18 protein-coding genes are annotated in these 16620 nt (G+C 67.1%); 12 read left to right on the top strand and 6 right to left on the bottom strand.

Going from position 1 to position 16620, the window contains the following annotated elements:
- Window positions 1-3 precede the first annotated feature (3 nt).
- Window positions 4-795, top strand: a complete 792-nt coding sequence (locus A7B20_RS00570) for an ion transporter (RefSeq protein WP_102106596.1) — start codon at window positions 4-6, stop codon at window positions 793-795.
- 83 nt (window positions 796-878) lie between these two features.
- Window positions 879-1385 (top strand): L,D-transpeptidase family protein, encoded by a 507-nt coding sequence (locus A7B20_RS00565; RefSeq protein WP_102106595.1) that lies wholly within the window; start codon window positions 879-881, stop codon window positions 1383-1385.
- Between the two features lie 10 nt (window positions 1386-1395).
- Here A7B20_RS00565 and dalA read toward each other — a convergent pair whose 3' ends face one another.
- Window positions 1396-1911: a divisome-associated lipoprotein DalA gene (gene dalA / locus A7B20_RS00560; RefSeq protein WP_102106594.1), complete on the bottom strand. Its 516-nt coding sequence runs from the start codon at window positions 1909-1911 to the stop codon at window positions 1396-1398.
- Between the two features lie 171 nt (window positions 1912-2082).
- On the opposite strand from dalA, the gene A7B20_RS00555 reads away from it, so the two are divergent.
- Together A7B20_RS00555 and A7B20_RS00550 are read left to right on the top strand one after the other, a co-directional pair.
- On the top strand, window positions 2083-2688 hold the full coding sequence (locus tag A7B20_RS00555; protein ID WP_102106593.1) for a L,D-transpeptidase: 606 nt from the start codon (window positions 2083-2085) through the stop codon (window positions 2686-2688).
- Window positions 2689-2837: 149 nt separating this feature from the next.
- A complete protein-coding gene (locus A7B20_RS00550) occupies window positions 2838-3020 on the top strand; it encodes a hypothetical protein (protein ID WP_102106592.1) in 183 nt (60 codons plus the stop codon).
- A gap of 143 nt (window positions 3021-3163) precedes the next feature.
- Here the strand turns inward: A7B20_RS00550 and hemH are convergent, their stop codons facing one another.
- The gene (gene hemH / locus A7B20_RS00545) at window positions 3164-4255 is read right to left on the bottom strand and encodes a ferrochelatase (RefSeq protein WP_425437116.1); all 1092 of its coding nucleotides are present in this window, start codon (window positions 4253-4255) and stop codon (window positions 3164-3166) included.
- 63 nt (window positions 4256-4318) lie between these two features.
- On the bottom strand, window positions 4319-5155 hold the full coding sequence (locus tag A7B20_RS00540; RefSeq protein ID WP_102106591.1) for a methyltransferase domain-containing protein: 837 nt from the start codon (window positions 5153-5155) through the stop codon (window positions 4319-4321).
- A 28-nt stretch (window positions 5156-5183) separates the two neighbouring features.
- Between A7B20_RS00540 and A7B20_RS00535 the strand changes: the two genes are divergently transcribed.
- From A7B20_RS00535 to A7B20_RS00525, 3 genes are all read left to right on the top strand, one after another.
- Window positions 5184-5900 (top strand): double zinc ribbon domain-containing protein, encoded by a 717-nt coding sequence (locus A7B20_RS00535; protein WP_102106590.1) that lies wholly within the window; start codon window positions 5184-5186, stop codon window positions 5898-5900.
- Window positions 5901-5936: 36 nt separating this feature from the next.
- Entirely contained in the window at window positions 5937-6194 is a 258-nt protein-coding gene (gene grxC / locus A7B20_RS00530) for a glutaredoxin 3 (RefSeq protein ID WP_102106589.1), read from the top strand.
- Between the two features lie 76 nt (window positions 6195-6270).
- Entirely contained in the window at window positions 6271-6660 is a 390-nt protein-coding gene (locus A7B20_RS00525) for a MarR family winged helix-turn-helix transcriptional regulator (RefSeq protein WP_102106837.1), read from the top strand.
- 160 nt (window positions 6661-6820) lie between these two features.
- Here the strand turns inward: A7B20_RS00525 and ubiG are convergent, their stop codons facing one another.
- The gene (gene ubiG, locus A7B20_RS00520) at window positions 6821-7585 is read right to left on the bottom strand and encodes a bifunctional 2-polyprenyl-6-hydroxyphenol methylase/3-demethylubiquinol 3-O-methyltransferase UbiG (RefSeq protein WP_102106588.1); all 765 of its coding nucleotides are present in this window, start codon (window positions 7583-7585) and stop codon (window positions 6821-6823) included.
- A 68-nt stretch (window positions 7586-7653) separates the two neighbouring features.
- Here ubiG and pip point away from each other — a divergent pair, with 68 nt between their 5' ends.
- The 5 genes from pip (at window position 7654) to A7B20_RS00495 (ending at window position 14331) form a co-directional block, all read left to right on the top strand.
- Entirely contained in the window at window positions 7654-8625 is a 972-nt protein-coding gene (gene pip / locus A7B20_RS00515) for a prolyl aminopeptidase (protein WP_102106587.1), read from the top strand.
- Between the two features lie 103 nt (window positions 8626-8728).
- Window positions 8729-9727 (top strand): ABC transporter permease, encoded by a 999-nt coding sequence (locus tag A7B20_RS00510; protein ID WP_102106586.1) that lies wholly within the window; start codon window positions 8729-8731, stop codon window positions 9725-9727.
- Window positions 9724-10890 (top strand): ABC transporter permease, encoded by a 1167-nt coding sequence (locus tag A7B20_RS00505; protein ID WP_102106585.1) that lies wholly within the window; start codon window positions 9724-9726, stop codon window positions 10888-10890. The genes A7B20_RS00510 and A7B20_RS00505 overlap by 4 nt, the downstream gene beginning before the upstream one ends.
- Before the next feature lie 163 nt (window positions 10891-11053).
- A complete protein-coding gene (locus tag A7B20_RS00500; protein WP_102106584.1) occupies window positions 11054-12712 on the top strand; it encodes an ABC transporter ATP-binding protein in 1659 nt (552 codons plus the stop codon).
- 74 nt (window positions 12713-12786) lie between these two features.
- Window positions 12787-14331 carry an ABC transporter substrate-binding protein gene (locus tag A7B20_RS00495; protein ID WP_102106583.1) on the top strand — a complete coding sequence of 515 codons (1545 nt, stop codon included), beginning with the start codon at window positions 12787-12789 and terminating at the stop codon, window positions 14329-14331.
- A gap of 140 nt (window positions 14332-14471) precedes the next feature.
- Here A7B20_RS00495 and A7B20_RS00490 read toward each other — a convergent pair whose 3' ends face one another.
- A complete protein-coding gene (locus tag A7B20_RS00490) occupies window positions 14472-15152 on the bottom strand; it encodes a GntR family transcriptional regulator (protein ID WP_102106582.1) in 681 nt (226 codons plus the stop codon).
- 27 nt (window positions 15153-15179) lie between these two features.
- Window positions 15180-16598, bottom strand: a complete 1419-nt coding sequence (locus tag A7B20_RS00485) for a M20 family metallopeptidase (protein ID WP_102106581.1) — start codon at window positions 16596-16598, stop codon at window positions 15180-15182.
- Window positions 16599-16620 lie beyond the last annotated feature (22 nt).

Below are 16620 nucleotides of genomic sequence, written 5' to 3'. Positions count from 1 at the left end.
GACATGACCCTGCGCCAACGGCTTGCCCGCTGGATCGAAGGCCCCGCCTTCACCAACACGATCCTCGCCGTGATCCTGCTGAACGCCGCCCTGCTGGGGCTCGAGACTTCGGACGTGGTGATGGACCGGACCGGACCGCTGATCCCGGTACTCGATTCGCTCTGTCTCGTGATCTTCGTGATCGAACTGGCGCTGAAGCTCTTCGCGCAAGGGGCGCGGTTCTTCCGCAACGGCTGGAACCTGTTCGATTCGGTGATCGTCGGCGTCTCGCTCGTCCCCGGTGCGCAGACCCTCAGCGTGCTGCGTGCCCTGCGCATCCTGCGGCTGTTCCGCGTGCTCTCGGTCGCGCCGTCGCTGCGCCGGGTGGTCGAGGGGTTCATCACCGCGCTGCCCGGCATGGCCTCGGTCTTCGTGCTGATGGCGCTGATCTTCTACATCGGCGCGGTCATGGCGACGACGCTCTTCGCCCAGTCCTTCCCCGAATGGTTCGGCGATCTCGGGCGCTCGGCCTATTCGCTGTTCCAGATCATGACGCTCGAATCCTGGTCCATGGGCATCGTCCGGCCGGTGATGGAGGTCTATCCCTATGCCTGGGCGTTCTTCGTGCCGTTCATCGTCGTCACGACCTTCGCGGTGGTCAACCTGCTGGTCGGCCTGATCGTCAACTCGATGCAGGACGCCCACAATTCCGAATCGGACGCCGTCACAGGCACCTACCGCGACGAGGTGCTTGCCCGCCTCGCCGCCATCGAGCGGAGGCTGGAGCAGAGTCGCCACAGGGACGCGGAACCGTGATCGCGTCCTCGTGAATTGCGGTTCCGGGTCGGCCCTGTTTTCGCTATAAACACGAAAAAAATACCGGGGCAGCGGACACCACCATGCGATTCTTCAAAGTCTTCGCCGCATTGGCGATTCTCGCCATTCTCAGCGGCTGCGGCAGTTCCAAGTTCCGCACCTACCGCGGGCCGGAAGTGACGATGGTCCACGTGGACAAGGGGCAGCGCATCATGCGCCTCCTGCACAACGACAAGGTGCTGAAGACCTACCGCTTCGACCTTGGCTTCGCGCCGGTGGGGCACAAGGAATTCGAAGGCGACGGCAAGACGCCCGAGGGCGTGTATTTCATCGACCGGCGCAATCCCGACAGCAAGTATCACCTGTCGCTGGGCATTTCCTATCCGAACGAGGCGGATGTCGCCTATGCGCTCTCCCAGGGCAAGAAGCCGGGGGGCGACATCTTCATCCACGGGCAGGGCCCGCTCTATGCCAACATGAAGAACCGCAGGCCGGACTGGACCTGGGGCTGCATCTCGGTCTCGGACGATGAGATCGAGGAAATCTACTCGATGATCCGAACCGGCACGCGGATCGTGATAACGCCCTGATCCGAAAGGATCAGGTGCCCGTCACCAGCGTCCACCAGATCTTGCCCGACGGTTCCTGGAACCAGGCGAATCCCATTTGTCGCGCTTCCGGGTCGACCATCACCGCGCGGGTCTTCTTGTCGGCCGCCCAGGCCGCCAGCGTCTCCAGCTCGGTCTCGAAGGTCTCCGAGATGTTCTCGCCCAGAAGCCGCCCGGTGTAGCCCACCCGCCTTACCCGGTCGATCGGAGAGGAGCCGTCCGAGCCGAAGTGCCAAGGGCGGTTCTGCACGTGCATGTCGCGGGAATGGGTCGCGGCGGCGGCGTTCAGCTGGGCGTTCAGCTGCAGGGGCGGCGCCCCCGCCGCCTGGCGCAAAGCGTTCACCCCGTCGAGCGTGCGGAACTGGATCGCGGCGGTGTCCGCGGCAGAGATCCGATAGACCTGCGCCAGCGGCTTGCCGTCGCTGCCGAGGCGGACCGGCGGCGCGGCGGTGGCGCAGGCCGCCAGGAACATCGCGGTGGACAGGAGAATGGCGGAACGACGGGTCATCACGGAAACCACCTCAAGGTACTTTTGCGTCGCTGCCTTATAGGCAATCGCCCGCCGGTTCAAATCCTCACGGGGTCACGCCGGCGTGTTAACGCCTGATTGAATTGCCTCCCCGGTGCCGCAAGCGTAAACCGGACGAAAATCGTGCAGTCCAGAGAACGAGGTTTGCCAATGTCCGACCGCACCAGCCGTCCCTTCGACCGTCGCCGCTTCCTCGGTACCGCCGCCGCATCGGCCGCGGGCCTGGTCGCCGCCCCGGCCTTCGCCCAGCAGGACGACACGACCGAATACCTGCCCGAGGCAGGCAGCACCATCCGCCGCAATTCCTCCAGCTTCCGCACCCTGGAGTGGCGGCCCTATTTCTCGAACCTGAACAACGGCGCGGTCCTGGTCGACATCGATTCCCGCGCGCTGCACTTCTGGAGCGCCGACGAATCGGTCTATCGCCTGTACCCGACCTCGGTGCCGCTGACCGAGGACCTGACCCGGCGCGGCCGCACCGAAGTTGTGCAGAAGGTCGTCGGCCCGACCTGGCGGCCGACCCCCTCGATGAAGGAGCGCAATCCCGAGTGGCCCGATGTCGTCGGCCCCGGCCCGGACAACCCGCTGGGCACCCACGCTCTCTATCTCAGCTGGACCTATTATCGAATCCACGGGACCCACGACACACGCAAGATCGGCCGCCGTTCCTCCAACGGCTGCATCGGTCTCTACAACCAGCACATCGCCGAGCTGTTCTCGCTCACCAGCGTCGGCACCCAAGTGTTGCTTATTTGACGAAATCGCGCGGCAACGGGGCATTAGGCGCCAATCTGGCGTTTGCATCGCCGCCCCTTTGCTGCTTAAACGAAAGCACGAGGTACAGTCTTGGGTGCCTATTGCCGTCCTCAATAACCCCCGGCGGTAGGCGATACTGGAGGATTACTATGAAGAAACTCGCACTCGCAGCCGCTCTGTCGGTCGCTGCCACCGGCGCCATCGCCGGCGGCCTGGCCGAGCCCATCATGGAGCCGGCGGTCATCGTGGAAGAGACCCCCGGTTCGTCCGGCGGGATCATCATTCCGCTGCTGATCCTGGCGGTCGTCGTTGCGGCCATCGCCGCCGACTGATCACTGCATTGCAGTTCAGCTGACACGGAAGGCGGCGGGAGCGATCCTGCCGCCTTCACCTTTTGCAGGCCCCGCCGCGTGCGGTGTGTCGTCCCGGTCCAAGGCCTTTTCCGGCGACGGCGCCTGCGCCGCCGGACGGCACCTCAGTCCAGCCAGCCCTTCAGGTTCCGCTCGATCACCCGGCTCAGCGCCGCGATATGGGCGTCGTCGTCGTTCAGGCAGGGGATGTAGGTGAACCGCTCGCCGCCGCCTTCCTCGAAGCTCTCGCGAATCTCCTCGTTGATCTCCTCGAGGGTCTCGATGCAGTCGGCCGAGAAGGCGGGCGCGATCACCGCGATCTTCTTTTTCCCGGCCTCCGCCTGCCGCTTCACCTCTTCCACGGTATAGGGCTGCAACCACTCCTCGGGACCGAAGCGCGACTGGAAAGTGGTCATGATCCTGTCGTCCGCCCAGCCCAGCCGCTCCTTCAGGAGCCGCGTCGTCTTCTGGCACTGGCAGTGGTACGGGTCGCCCTCCATCAGATAGCGCTGCGGCACGCCGTGGTAGGAGGTGATCAGAAGATCGGGTTCGTGGTCGAGCCCGGCATAGGCCCGCTCGACCGACTGCGCCAGCGCGTCGATATAGACCGGATCGTCGAAATAGGCGGGGACGGTGCGGACCGGCGGCTGCCACTTCTCCTCGGTCAGCACCCGGAAGAACTGGTCGCAGGCCGTGGCCGAGGTGGCGCCGGCGTATTGCGGGTAGAGCGGGAAGAACAGGATCTTCTGGCACCCCGCCTCGATCAGCGCCCGCACCTTCGCCCTGGTCGAGGGATTGCCGTAGCGCATGCAGTAGTCGACCACCACGTCGTCGCCATAACGCGCCTTCATCGTCTCGGCGATCTTCGCCGTCTGGCTTTTCGTGATCGTGGCCAGCGGGCTTTCGTTCAGCTCGTGATTCCAGATCGACTTGTAGTTCGCGCCGGACGAGAACGGCCGCTTGGTCAGGATCACAAGCTGCAACAGCGGCTGCCAGATCCAGGGCGAGTAGTCGATGACGCGGCGGTCCGACAGGAACTCGTTCAGATACCGGCGCATCGACCAGTAGTCGTAACCGTCGGGCGTGCCGAGGTTGGCCAGCAGGATGCCGACCTTGGCCGGCGGGATCTTCGGGTGATCCTTCGGAGCGTGAACGGGGCAAACCGCCTTTTCGGCCGTGAACATGGGCGTGCCGTCCGGGGATTTGGCATCCAGCATGGGTCGTCATCCCGATTTCTTGAATTGCGTGATGGGAGGGAAATAAACGCTTTTGTCCTGCCGTCAATCGCGGCGCGGTGCCACGGGCCGCTCCGGCACCCCCAGCGCCTCGGCCAGCCGCGCCCTGGCCGAACCGGGGCGCAGCGGCTTCTGCTGGCTTTCGTCGGGCGCCCAGCCGGTGAGGAACACCAGCTCGAAGGTCGCGCGGATCCGCCCGCCGTCGGCCGGAAACGCCTCGGCATAAAGGGTTGACGCCCGCGCCACGAGGGCCCGGCGGGTGAAGTTGCGCCGCCGTGCCGCCATGGCGTTGGTCTCGCCCATGGCGCGCAGGTCGCGCATCAGGGCCAGCGCATCGGCATAGGTCACGGCCAGCGGCGCCACGTCCGCCACCGGCAGCGCGAAGCCCGCCCGCTGCAACAGCCCGCCGAGGTCGCGGATGTCCCCCGTCGGCACCACCCGCGGCGACAGCCCGCCGCTGACCTCCGCCTCGGCCGCGGCCAGCACCGCGCGCAGCTCGTGCAGGGTCTGGCCCGCGGGGAAGACCGCCAGGAACAGCCCGTCGGGCCTCAGCGCCCGGCGCGCCTGCACCAGCTGGCCCACCGGGTCGTCGGCCCAGTGCAGTGCCATGGCGTGCACCACCAGGTCGTGCGCGCCCGGAGCCAGATCCAGCACGGCCTCGTCCGCAACCACCTTGGCGCCGGGCAGAAGCGGCGCCCAGAGCGCGGGATGCCCGGTCACGATCGCCGGTGCGGTAAACGTTCTGTTAACCTCTTCCAGTCTCTCCTGAACCTGCGCCGCGGCCTCGTCGTGCAGGAAGGATGCGGCGGCAAGGTCGGCGCGGGCGCGTTGCCGCGCCAGCGCGGCGCGGTCGGTCAGAAGCGGAGGAGTTTCGGGAGCCATGGAGGGAAGGTAGGCAGCAGTGTCGGCAATGCAATCCGCGATGACCCTGATCTATCCGCACCAGTGCGTCCTCTGCGACACGCTGGTCGAGCAGGAGCATGGCCTCTGCGGTGCCTGCTGGCGCGACACGCCCTTCCTCTCGGGTCTTGTCTGCGACCTCTGCGGCACGCCCCTGATGGGGGAGGAGACGGGGCGCGCCGAACACTGCGACGACTGCATGACCATCGCCCGCCCCTGGGTGCAGGGCCGCGCCGCGCTGGACTACCGCGACGGCGCACGCCGCCTCGTGCTGGCGCTGAAGCACGGCGACCGTCTGGACATCGCGCCGCCCGCCGCCGCCTGGATGGCCCGCGCCGCCGCACCGCTGCTGCGGCCGGGCCAGCTGATCGTGCCGGTGCCCTCGCACTGGCTGCGCCTGCTGAAACGCCGCTACAACCAGGCCGCGGTCCTGTCCCTCGCTCTGGCCCGCGTCACCGGCCTGCAGGCCAGCCCCCGCGCCCTGCAGCGGCCCCGCCGCACGCCCGTGCAGGACGGCCTGTCGCTCGAGGCGCGATTCGCCAATCTCGCCCGCGCGATCCGCCCGCATCCCCGCCATGGCGCGCTGCTGAAGGGCCGCCCGGTGCTGCTGGTGGACGACGTGATGACCACCGGCGCCACCCTCGCCGCCTGCGCCGAGGCCTGTCTTGCCGCCGGCGCGCAGGAGGTGCGCGTCCTTGCACTGGCGCGGGTGGTCAAGACACCCTAGATTCACGGCATCCCCCACTGACCGGAGTGTGCCGCCATGGCGACCATCGAAATCTACACCACGCCGCTCTGCGGGTTCTGCCATGCCGCCAAGCGGCTTCTGACCGAGAAGGGCGCGGGCTTCGCCGAGATCGACGTTTCGCGCGATGCCAACCAGCGCCAGAAGATGAAGGCCCGCGCCAACGGCCGCCACACGGTGCCGCAGATCTTCATCGACGGAAAGCACGTCGGCGGCTGCGACGACCTCTACGCGCTGGAGCGGGCAGGCAAGCTCGACCCCCTGCTTGCCGCCTGAGGCGGAGCAGCGCAGCGACCGGACGGGCGAGGCGGCGGGCGATCCGCTGGCCATCGCCCTGTTCTCGGAAATCTTCATGGCCGGACAGCTGGCCCGCGGCCGCCTGTCCCGCGCCCTCCCGAAGGGCATGGAGCTGAGCCATTTCTCGGTCCTGAACCACCTCGCCCACACCTCCCGCGACCGCAGCCCGGCGCAACTCGCCGAGACCTTCAACGTGACCCGCGGCGCGATGACCAACACGCTCGCCAAGCTCGACCGCTCCGGACTCGTCCACATCCGCCCCGACTGGGACGACGCGCGTCGCAAGATCGTCAGCATCAGCCCCGCCGGCCGCGCCGCCCGCGATCACGCGCTGTCGGCGCTGCTGCCGGTGCTTCAGGAGATGATCGAGGGCATGGGCCGCGATCAGGTCCGCGCCGCGCTCCCCCTGTTGCGCGAGGTGCGCGGGCGGCTGGACCAGGTGTAGGGCGCGGGAGCCGCTGCGCGGCGATTTGATGCCTCCGGCGGGGATATTTAAGAAGCAAAGATGAGAAGGACGGGAGCGTATCTGCGGAGTCGTGTGCACGGGTGGTCTTCAGAACGTAAAGTGAGACTTGCGGGATCTTTCTCGCAAAGTGCGGCCTGGATCACCGCGGCTTCAGGCTCGTCGTGACGTAGTTGCAGCTGAGGTCGCGGTCCGAGAGGCTCCAATCCCAGCGGACCGGGTTGAAGACGAAGCCGGTGCGGTCGACCGGCTCCAGCCCGGCCTTGTGCAGCAGGTCGAACAGCTCGTCCGGGGTGATGAACTTGCGCCAGTCGTGGGTGCCTTTCGGCAGCCAGCGCATCACCCATTCCGCGCCGACGATGGCCTGCACGAAGCTCTTCGGGTTGCGGTTCAAGGTCGAGCAGACCATGACGCCGCCCGGATTCAACAATTCGCGGCAGGCCGTCAGGTAGGCCAAGGGATCGGCGACGTGTTCGACCACCTCCATGTTCAGTACCGCATCGAATTGCTCGCCCGCCTGGGCCAGCGCCTCGGCCGTGGTGTGGCGATAGTCGATGGTCAGGCCGGACTGGCGCGCGTGCACCTCGGCCACGGGGATGTTGCGCGCGGCCGCGTCGGCGCCGACCACGTCTGCCCCGAGCCGCGCCATGGGTTCGGACAGGAGCCCGCCGCCGCAGCCGATGTCGAGGATCCGGAGCCCCTCGAACGGGCGGGGCGCCGCAAGGTCGCGGTCGAACTCCGCCGCGATCTGCCGGGTGATGTAGTCCAGCCGGCAGGGATTGAGCATGTGCAGCGGCTTGAACTTGCCCTCGGGATCCCACCACTCGGCCGCCATCGCCTCGAACTTGGCGACCTCGGCGGTGTCGATGGTCGAGGTCGCCGATGCGGTCGGGGCGGGAGCGGTCATGGCAGAATATCCTTGGAGTTCAGTGGATCGGCGTAGCAGGATGCCTTTTCATCTAATATAGATCGGGCATGAACAAGATTTCAGGTCAAAAGGGCGCAGCCCACTATCTGTATCCCCCCATCGATCCGTTCGACCAGCGGATGCTCGACGTGGGCGACGGCCACCGGATCTATGTCGAGCAGTGCGGCAGGCCCGACGGCATCCCGGTGATCGTGCTGCACGGCGGGCCCGGCGGTGGATGTTCGCCCTCCATGCGCCGCTATTTCGACCCTTCCGTCTATCGCATCGTGCTGTTCGACCAGCGCGGCTGCGGCCGTTCCCGCCCCCATGCCAGCGTCGAGGCGAACACCACCTGGCACCTCGTCGCGGATATCGAGCGGATCCGGCAGAGCCTGGGCGTAGAGCAGTGGATCGTCTTCGGCGGCAGCTGGGGCGCGACGCTGGCCCTGATCTACGGCGAGACGCATCCCGATCGCGTGCGCCACCTGGTGCTGCGCGGAGTCTTCCTGATGACCGCCGCCGAGCTCGACTGGTTCTATGGCGGCGGCGCGGGCAAGTTCTGGCCCGAGGTCTGGAAGCGGTTCACCGACATGATTCCCGAAGACGAACAGGGGAACCTGGTCGAGGCCTATCACCGGCGGCTGTTCTCGGGCGACATCATGCAGGAGACGCGCCACGCCCGCGCCTGGGCCAGCTGGGAAAACACCCTGGCCAGCATCGAGAACGACGGCCCCGGCGGCGAAAGCCCGGCGGAATACGCCCGCGCCTTCGCCCGGCTCGAGAACCACTATTTCATCAACGCGGGATTTCTCGAACGCGACGGCCAGATCCTGCAGAACATCGGCCGGCTGAGGGATGTGCCCGGCACCATCGTGCAGGGCCGCTACGACATGATCTGCCCGCCCGCCGCCGCCTGGACGCTGCACCGGGCCTGGCCGGGCTCGCAAATGGTCATGGTGCCGCGGGCGGGCCATGCGCTGTCCGAGCCGGGGATCAGCCGTGCGCTGGTGCAGACGATGGATCATCTGAGAGGCAGTTAGGCGCGTTCCGGGGAAAATCTTGCGAGGGCAAGCGTCTGGACGGTTTACAGGGTGGTACCGCTATCATTAACCTGCCAGTCAATAACAAGGAAGGGAGACCGGTTTGGGGAGCGTGACGCGCATCGTCCTGCAACGTCTGGCTCTGGGCCTCTTGACCCTGTTCGTGGTCTCCATCGTCATCTTCACGGCCGTGAACCTGCTGCCCGGCGACTTCGCCCAGGCGATCCTGGGGCAGGGGGCGACCGAAGAAGCGGTGAACGCGATTCGCCGCGACCTCGGGCTCGACCAGCCGCCGGTGCAGCGGTATCTCGAATGGCTGGGCGACGCGCTGCAGGGCGACCTCGGCACCAGCTTCGCCCAGGCCAACTTCGCCAATTTCGTCGGCTCCGGCACGGTCAGCGAGCTTGCCTCCGTCACCAGCCAGATCGCGCCACGCTTCGCCAACACCATGTTCCTCGCCGGCGTGACCGCCGCCATCGCCGTGCCGCTGTCGCTGACCCTCGGCATCCTCGCCGCGCTCTATCGCAACTCGGTCTTCGACAAGCTGGCCAACATCACCACGCTCACCTCGATCTCGTCCCCCGAGTTCTTCCTCGCCTACATCCTGATCCTGTTCCTCGCGGTGCTGAACCCCTGGCTGCCGTCGCTCAGCAACATCTATGCCGGGATGGGCTTCGGCGAGCGGCTGGAGAAGACGCTGCTGCCGGCGTTGACGCTGACCCTCGTCGTCACCGCGCACATGATGCGGATGACCCGGGCGGCGATCATCAACCTCCTCGCGTCTCCCTACATCGAGATGGCGCGGCTGAAGGGCCTGTCGCCGATGCGCGTCATCGTGCGCCACGCGCTGCCGAACGCGCTGGCGCCGATCATCAACGTGATCGCCCTGAACCTCGCCTATCTCATCACCGGGGTCGTCGTGGTCGAGGTGGTGTTCGTCTATCCGGGCATCGGCCAGCTTTTCGTCGATTCGGTGAAGATCCGCGACATCCCGATGGTGCAGGCCTGCTGCCTGATCTTTGCGGCCGCCTACATCCTGCTGAACCTCCTGGCCGACATCCTGTCCATCGTCAGCAACCCGCGGCTGAGGCATCCGAAATGACCCTGCTCTGGATCATCGGCGGCATCGTCGCACTTGTCGCGCTCGGCTGGGTGTTCCGGGCGGCGGGGCGGACCACGGGCAACGCCACCTTCCGCGACATGGACCTGTCCACCGCCTTCGGCTATGCCGTCGCGCTGGTTGCGGTGGTGGCCGGGATCTACACCTATTTCCTCGTGGAGACCGCGGTGTTCTTCCGCTGGGCGGTGCAGGGCTTCATCATTGCCGCCGTCGCCGCATTCCTGTTCCGCCTGCTCGGTCGCCACGTCGGGCCCGACAGCACCCGCAAGCTGTTCCGCGCCATGCCGCTGACGGCGAGCTTCGGGATCCTCACGATCCTGATCTACGCCATCCTCGCCATCTTCGCGGGCCTCATCGCGCCCCATGGCCAGGCCGAGGTCTTCGGTACGGTGAACGTCCTGCCCGGCGGCGATCCGGCGGTCGGGGGCGATCCGGCCTTCCCGCTCGGCACCGACCAGATCGGGCGCGATCTGCTGTCCCGCCTGATCTACGGCGCGCAGAACACGGTGGGCATCGCCTTCGCCACCACCCTGCTGGCCTTCCTGCTGGGCGGCTCCATGGGGTTTCTCGCCGCCACTCTGGGCGGCTGGCTCGACAACCTGCTCAGCCGGATCGTCGACGTGCTGATGGCGATTCCGTCGCTTATCTTCGCGCTGCTGCTGATGACCATTGCGTCCGCCTGGGCGGGGTCGCACAAGGAGCTCCTGACCGTCTACATGGTCATCATCATCGCGGTGATCGATTCCACCCGGGTCTATCGCCTGGCCCGCGCGGTGGGGTCGAACATCGTCGTCATGGACTACATCGAGGCGGCGAAGCTGCGGGGAGAGGGGCTCGGCTACCTGATCTTCAAGGAGATCCTGCCGAACGCCACCGCGCCGCTGCTGGCCGAGTTCGGGCTGCGCTTCTGCTTCGTGTTCCTGACCATCGCCTCGCTCTCCTTCCTCGGCGTCGGGATCCAGCCGCCGCTCGCCGACTGGGGGACCATGGTGCGCGACCTGTCGCAGTTCATCAACTTCGCCGCCTTCTCGCCGCTGACCGCCGCGTTGCCGCTGATGGCGGCGGGGGCCATCGCGCTGCTGACGGTGGCGGTGAACTTCGTCGTGGACTGGATGCTGCACAAGTCGTCGGGGCTGAAGGAATGACCTCTGCACTCCGCTCTGAACAAGCGTCCCGCTCTGAAATGAGGGCATCCCCCGGCCGCGGGCGGGGGAGTATCCCCCGCCCGTGGGGGCGGTCGGGGGATGCCCGGCGTAAACGCCGGGCCGCGCACCTCCGCCGTGGCGCCGATGTCCAGAGGTCTTCTCAATGACCACCTCCGCCAAACCCAAGCTTCTCACCATCCGCGGCCTGAAGATCGAGGGCCGCAGCGACGAGACCTGGATGCCGATCGTCAACGGCATCGACCTCGACCTGCACAGGGGCGAGGTGCTGGGCCTGATCGGCGAATCCGGCGCGGGCAAGTCGACCGTGGGCCTCGCCGCCATGGGCTTCACCCGCGACGGCTGCCGCATCTCGGACGGCTCGGTGAACTTCGACGGGATCGAGCTGGTCGATGCCTCCGCCGACACCAAGCGCGGCCTTCTCGGCAAGCGCATCGCCTATGTCGCCCAGTCCGCCGCGGCCAGCTTCAACCCCGCGCACAAGATCATCGACCAGCACACCGAAGGCCCCGTCACCCACGACGTGATGAGCAAGTCGGACTCCGAAGCCGACGCGATGAAGCTCTATGCCAAGCTGCGCCTGCCGAACCCCGACGAGATCGGCTTCCGCTATCCCCACCAGGTGTCCGGCGGGCAGCTTCAGCGGGCGATGACGGCCATGGCCATGTCCTGCCGCCCCGACCTCATCATCTTCGACGAACCGACCACCGCGCTGGACGTGACGACCCAGATCGAGGTGCTGGCCGCGATCCGCAACATCGTCGAGGAGTTCGACACCGCCGCCATCTACATCACCCACGACCTTGCCGTGGTCGCGCAGATGGCGGACCGCATCAAGGTGCTGCTGAAGGGCGACGAGGTGGAAGAGGCCGACACCCGCACCATGCTGTCCGCCCCGACCGAGGACTACACCAGATCACTCTGGGCGGTGCGCAGCTTCGTGCGTCCGGAAAAGCCGCCCGCCGATCCCAAGGCGACACCCGTCGTCAGCATCCGCAACGTGACCGCCGCCTACGGCAAGGTCACGGTCCTGCACAATGTCAGCTTCGACATCCATGCGGGCCGCACCGTGGCCGTCGTCGGCGAATCGGGCAGCGGCAAGTCGACGACCGCGCGCTGCATCACCGGCCTGCTGCCGCCGCGCCAGGGCACCATCGCCTTCGACGGGCAGGAGCTTCCCGCCGACTACCGCAAGCGGACGAAGGACCAGCTGCGCCAGATCCAGATGATCTACCAGATGGCCGACACGGCGCTGAACCCGAAGAAGTCCATCGGCGAGATCATCGGGCGCCCGGTCCAGTTCTACGGCGGGCTCAGGGGCGCGAAGAAGCGGGCGCGGGTCGAGGAGCTGCTGCGCGAGATCGAGCTGGAGCCGAAGAAGTTCTATCACCGCCTGCCCTCCGAGCTGTCGGGCGGCCAGAAGCAGCGCGTCGGCATCGCCCGCGCGCTGGCGGCGGATCCGAAGTTCATCATCTGCGACGAGGTGACGAGCGCGCTCGATCAACTTGTCGCCGAAGGCATCCTGAAACTGCTGGCCCGGCTTCAAGACGACCTTGGCCTGTCCTACATGTTCATCACCCACGACCTTGCCACGGTGCGCGCCATCGCGGACGAGGTGGTGGTGATGAAGGACGGCCGCGTGGTGGAGCAGGGGGCCAAGGCCGAGATGTTCGCGCCGCCGCACCATCCCTACACCGACCTGCTGCTGAGTTCGGTGCCCGAGATGGATCCCGACTGGCTGTCGAACCTGCTGGCCGAACGGGGGGCCGACAACATCGGCGACGCGGCGGTGGACAAGATGTAAGCCGCCGGGCCTGCCCGCCCGGGCGCGCAATCAACAAGACCGAGACAACGAACAGAAAAGACAGGGAGATCAAGATGACACGGATTTCAAGACGCGGATTGCTCCGGTCGGGTGCCGCTGCCGGCGTGCTCGCCGCCACCGGCTTCCCGCTGATGGCCCAGGCCAAGCGGGGCGGGAAGCTCCGCATGGCAATCAACGGCGCCAACACCTCGGACAGCTGGGACGGGCGCACCCACTCGGACGCCTTCATGATCAACTGCGCCCAGGGCGCGGTCTTCGACTGCCTGACCGAGGTTTCGGCCACGGGCGAGCTGGTGGGCGAACTGGCGGAAAGCTGGGAAGCGACGCCGGACGCCAAGACTTGGACGTTCAACCTGCGCCAAGGCGTGACCTTCCACAACGGCAAGGCCTTCGGCGCCGATGACGTGATCGAATCGCTGAACATGCACGTGGCCGAGGGCGCAAAATCCGCCGCCCAGCCGATCGTCGCCAACATCGCCGAGATGAAGAAGCTCGGGGATCACCAGGTGCAGATGGTGCTGAAGGACGGCAACGCCGACTTCCCGTTCCTGCTGTCCGACTACCACATCCTGATGTACCCGGCGGGCCAGATCGAGGAGGCGATCGCCAAGGGCATCGGCACCGGCCTCTACATGAACGTGAACCTCGATCCCGGCGTGCGCTTCGTGGGCAAGCGGGTCGACAGCCACTACAAGGACGGCCGCGCCGGCTGGTTCGACGAGCTCGAGATCATCGCCGTCAACGACACCTCCGCCCGGATGAGCGCACTGCTGACCGGACAGGTGGACGTGGTGAACCGGATCGACTTCAAGACCGAGCCGCTGCTGAAGGCGAACCCGAAGACGATGATCTTCGAGGTGACGGGCAACCAGCACTACACGCTGCCGATGCTGTCCGACGTGGCGCCGTTCGACAACCTCGACGTGCGGCTGGCGCTCAAGCATGCCGTCGACCGTCAGGAACTGGTGAACAAGGTGCTGCAGGGCCACGGTGCCGTCGGCAACGACCATCCGATCGGTCCGGCGAACCAGTACTATGCCAAGGACCTGCCGCAGATCGAGCTCGACCTCGACAAGGCCAAGTACCACCTGAAGCAGGCGGGCATGGACTCGCTGAACGTCGATCTGCACGTCTCGGACGCGGCGTTCAACGGCGCGGTCGACACCGCGCAGCTGTTCCAGGCGACGGCCAAGGGCGCGGGCATCAACATCAACGTGGTGCAGGAGCCGGCGGACGGCTACTGGTCGAACGTCTGGCTTAAGCAGCCCTGGTGCGCCTCGTACTACTCGGGCCGGGCGACGGAGGACTGGATGTTCTCGACCGCCTACGAGGCCGGGGTGCCATGGAACGAAAGCCACTGGGACGATCCGCGCTTCCAGGAACTGCTCTACGCGGGCCGGAAGGAGCTGGATTCGGACAAGCGCCGCGCGATCTACCACGAGATGCAGGAGATCCTGTCGACCCGCGGCAGCACCGTCATCCCGATGTACGCCAACTATGTCGACGCGGCCTCGACCGCGCTGGCCCATGGCGAGAACATCGGCAACAACTTCCAGCTCGACGGCTCGCGCCTGGCCGAGCGGTGGTGGTTCAGCTGATCTGACATCCCGACCCGGGCGGCTTCATCGGCCGCCCGGCCGGTACCTCGGAACGCCCCGGCCTGATTGGCCGGGGCGTTTGGTATCCAGGGTCATGTATGGTTCGCACGGGGATGCATCCCCGCAACCTGCCTGGCCGCTCAGGCCGGGTCGCCGCCCAGCTGGTGCAGGGCCGAGGCCAGGGCGGTGCGCATGTACTTGCGGATCTCGGCCTCGGCCCCGTCGGGATCGCGGGCGGCGATGCGGGCGCGGATCCGTTCCAGCTGTCCGATCCCGGCACTGATCTGGCCCGGCTCGCGCATGGCCAGCACCCGGACCAGCGTGATGCGGGCGTTCAGGTGCTGCATCAGCTCGCCCGCGATCTGCATGTCCGCGGTTTCGTACATGTGGCTCACGTAGCGGCTGGAATGGGCGACCAGCGCCTCGATGTCGCCGCGCGCCGTCGCGTCGTTCAGGGCATCGACCAGGCCCTTCAGAACGGCGACCTCCTCTTCCGTGGCCAGCGCGATGAAGGCGCGGGTGATCAGCACCTCCATCTCGGCCCGGATCTCGTAGATCTCGCGCACCGCCTTCGGGGTCAGCCGGGCGATGCGCAGACCCTGGTGCGGCACCACCTCGCCCAGCTTCTCGGCGTCGAGCTGGCGGATCACCTCGCGCGCCGCGGTGCGCGAGATGCCATAGGTTTCGCACAAGGCGCGTTCGGTCAGGCGCGCGCCGGGTTCCAGCGTGCCAAGCGCGATGGCGCGGCGCACTTCGTGCAGCACCTTCTCGCGCACCAGCCGGAACGGGCCACCCTCTTCGCTTTCGCTCTGCTCTGACACGCTGGATTCACCTCCCTGCGGCCCGGCCTACTCTGCCGCGACCGGCGGCCTTGTATCGGCAGGGATCGGGCAGGCATAGGGAAATTCCGCCAGGTGCTCGGCGTGGGCCTTCCTGGCGTTGGCGCGCAACACGTCGTTCAGGATCGCGGCGCGGGCGGTGGCGGCCATCACCTTCGCGGCGTGGACCATGCCCTTGTGGGCGAACGGCTCCTTTCCCTGCGCGGTCAGCTGCCAGGTGTGGAACGGCGTGCCCATGGCGCAGGTCGCGACGCGGGCCTGCACGGTGGGCACGGCCCAGCTGACATCGCCCACGTCGGTCGAACCCATGCCGCCGACGAAGCGCCGGTCGAGCGGGGCGACGAAGGTGCAGAGCGGCATGTCGTAGTCGGGCTTCATGTCGAGGCGGCGGAAGGTGTCGGCGATGTCCTCTTTCGTCAGGGTCTTGCGGATCTGTTCGGCGAAGATCTTGTCGGCCTCGTCGAAGGGCACGGGGCCGAGCGCGTCGAATTCCGCCTGCATGGCCTCTTCGAGGGGGCGGTTGCCGATCAGGTTCGAGACGGCGGAGAAGACCCTGGACTCGACCTTCGTGCCGGTCATCAGGGCGGCGCCGTCGGCGATCTTCCTTACCCGCTCCACGAGGTCCGACAGCCCGGCGAGGTCACGGGCGCGGATCAGCTGGCGCACGGTGGCCTTGGCCTGCACCACGTTCGGCGCGATGCCGCCGGCGTCGAGATAGGCGTAATGGACTCGGGCGTCGTCAGGCATGTGCTCGCGCATGTAGTTGACGCCGATGTTCATGAGTTCCACCGCGTCGAGCGCGGAGCGGCCCAGTTCAGGCGCACCGGCGGCATGGGCGGCCTTGCCGGTGAAGGTGAAGTCGATGCGGGTGTTGGCCAGCGAATGCGCGTCGTCCACGCCGTTGAAGCTGGCCGGGTGCCAGGTGATGGCAAGGTCGACGTCCTCGAACAGCCCCTCGCGCACCATGTATGTCTTGGCTGCGCCGCCTTCCTCGGCCGGGCAGCCGTAATAGCGGATGGTGGCCTTGATCCCCTCCGCCTCGATCCAGTCCTTGATGGCGGTGGCGGCGAGCATGGCGGCGGAGCCGAGCAGGTTGTGGCCGCAGCCGTGGCCGAAGCCGGTGTCGGAGATCATCTTCGGCTCTGCCAGTCCCGGCTGCTGCGACAGGCCCGGCAGCGCGTCGTATTCGCCGAGGATCGCGATGACCGGGCCGCCATTCCCTGCCTCGCCGACGACGGCGGTGGGGATGCCGGCGGCGTTCTCGGTGATGCGGAAGCCCTCGGCCTTCAGCATCGCGGTGTGTTCGGCACAGGAGCGGACCTCGGTATAGGCGATCTCGGGCATGTCGAAGACGCGGTCGGCGAGGGCGACGAAGGCCTCGCGCTTGGCGTCGACCTGGGGCCAGATCGGGTTTTCGTTGCTCTGCATGGGGTCGGCTCCTTCAGGGATG

The sequence above is a fragment of the Oceaniglobus roseus genome, assembly GCF_002869745.1.
GTDB classification, from domain to species: Bacteria; Pseudomonadota; Alphaproteobacteria; order Rhodobacterales; family Rhodobacteraceae; genus Oceaniglobus; species Oceaniglobus roseus.
Note: the sequence above shows the minus strand (reverse complement) of the source record. Positions and strands in the feature narration are given on the sequence as shown.

Bases quoted from the DNA above. Each gene is read 5' to 3' on its own strand.
- hemH (WP_425437116.1), bottom strand. From the start codon at position 4,255: ATGCTGGATGCCAAATCCCCGGACGGCACGCCCATGTTCACGGCCGAA.
- A7B20_RS00500 (WP_102106584.1), top strand. From the start codon at position 11,054: ATGACCACCTCCGCCAAACCCAAGCTTCTCACCATCCGCGGCCTGAAG.
- A7B20_RS00535 (WP_102106590.1), top strand. From the start codon at position 5,184: ATGCAATCCGCGATGACCCTGATCTATCCGCACCAGTGCGTCCTCTGC.
- A7B20_RS00495 (WP_102106583.1), top strand. From the start codon at position 12,787: ATGACACGGATTTCAAGACGCGGATTGCTCCGGTCGGGTGCCGCTGCC.
- dalA (WP_102106594.1), bottom strand. From the start codon at position 1,911: ATGACCCGTCGTTCCGCCATTCTCCTGTCCACCGCGATGTTCCTGGCG.
- grxC (WP_102106589.1), top strand. From the start codon at position 5,937: ATGGCGACCATCGAAATCTACACCACGCCGCTCTGCGGGTTCTGCCAT.
- A7B20_RS00505 (WP_102106585.1), top strand. From the start codon at position 9,724: ATGACCCTGCTCTGGATCATCGGCGGCATCGTCGCACTTGTCGCGCTC.
- A7B20_RS00485 (WP_102106581.1), bottom strand. From the start codon at position 16,598: ATGCAGAGCAACGAAAACCCGATCTGGCCCCAGGTCGACGCCAAGCGC.
- A7B20_RS00540 (WP_102106591.1), bottom strand. From the start codon at position 5,155: ATGGCTCCCGAAACTCCTCCGCTTCTGACCGACCGCGCCGCGCTGGCG.
- A7B20_RS00550 (WP_102106592.1), top strand. From the start codon at position 2,838: ATGAAGAAACTCGCACTCGCAGCCGCTCTGTCGGTCGCTGCCACCGGC.
- A7B20_RS00565 (WP_102106595.1), top strand. From the start codon at position 879: ATGCGATTCTTCAAAGTCTTCGCCGCATTGGCGATTCTCGCCATTCTC.
- pip (WP_102106587.1), top strand. From the start codon at position 7,654: ATGAACAAGATTTCAGGTCAAAAGGGCGCAGCCCACTATCTGTATCCC.
- A7B20_RS00525 (WP_102106837.1), top strand. From the start codon at position 6,271: ATGGCCGGACAGCTGGCCCGCGGCCGCCTGTCCCGCGCCCTCCCGAAG.
- ubiG (WP_102106588.1), bottom strand. From the start codon at position 7,585: ATGACCGCTCCCGCCCCGACCGCATCGGCGACCTCGACCATCGACACC.
- A7B20_RS00570 (WP_102106596.1), top strand. From the start codon at position 4: ATGACCCTGCGCCAACGGCTTGCCCGCTGGATCGAAGGCCCCGCCTTC.
- A7B20_RS00555 (WP_102106593.1), top strand. From the start codon at position 2,083: ATGTCCGACCGCACCAGCCGTCCCTTCGACCGTCGCCGCTTCCTCGGT.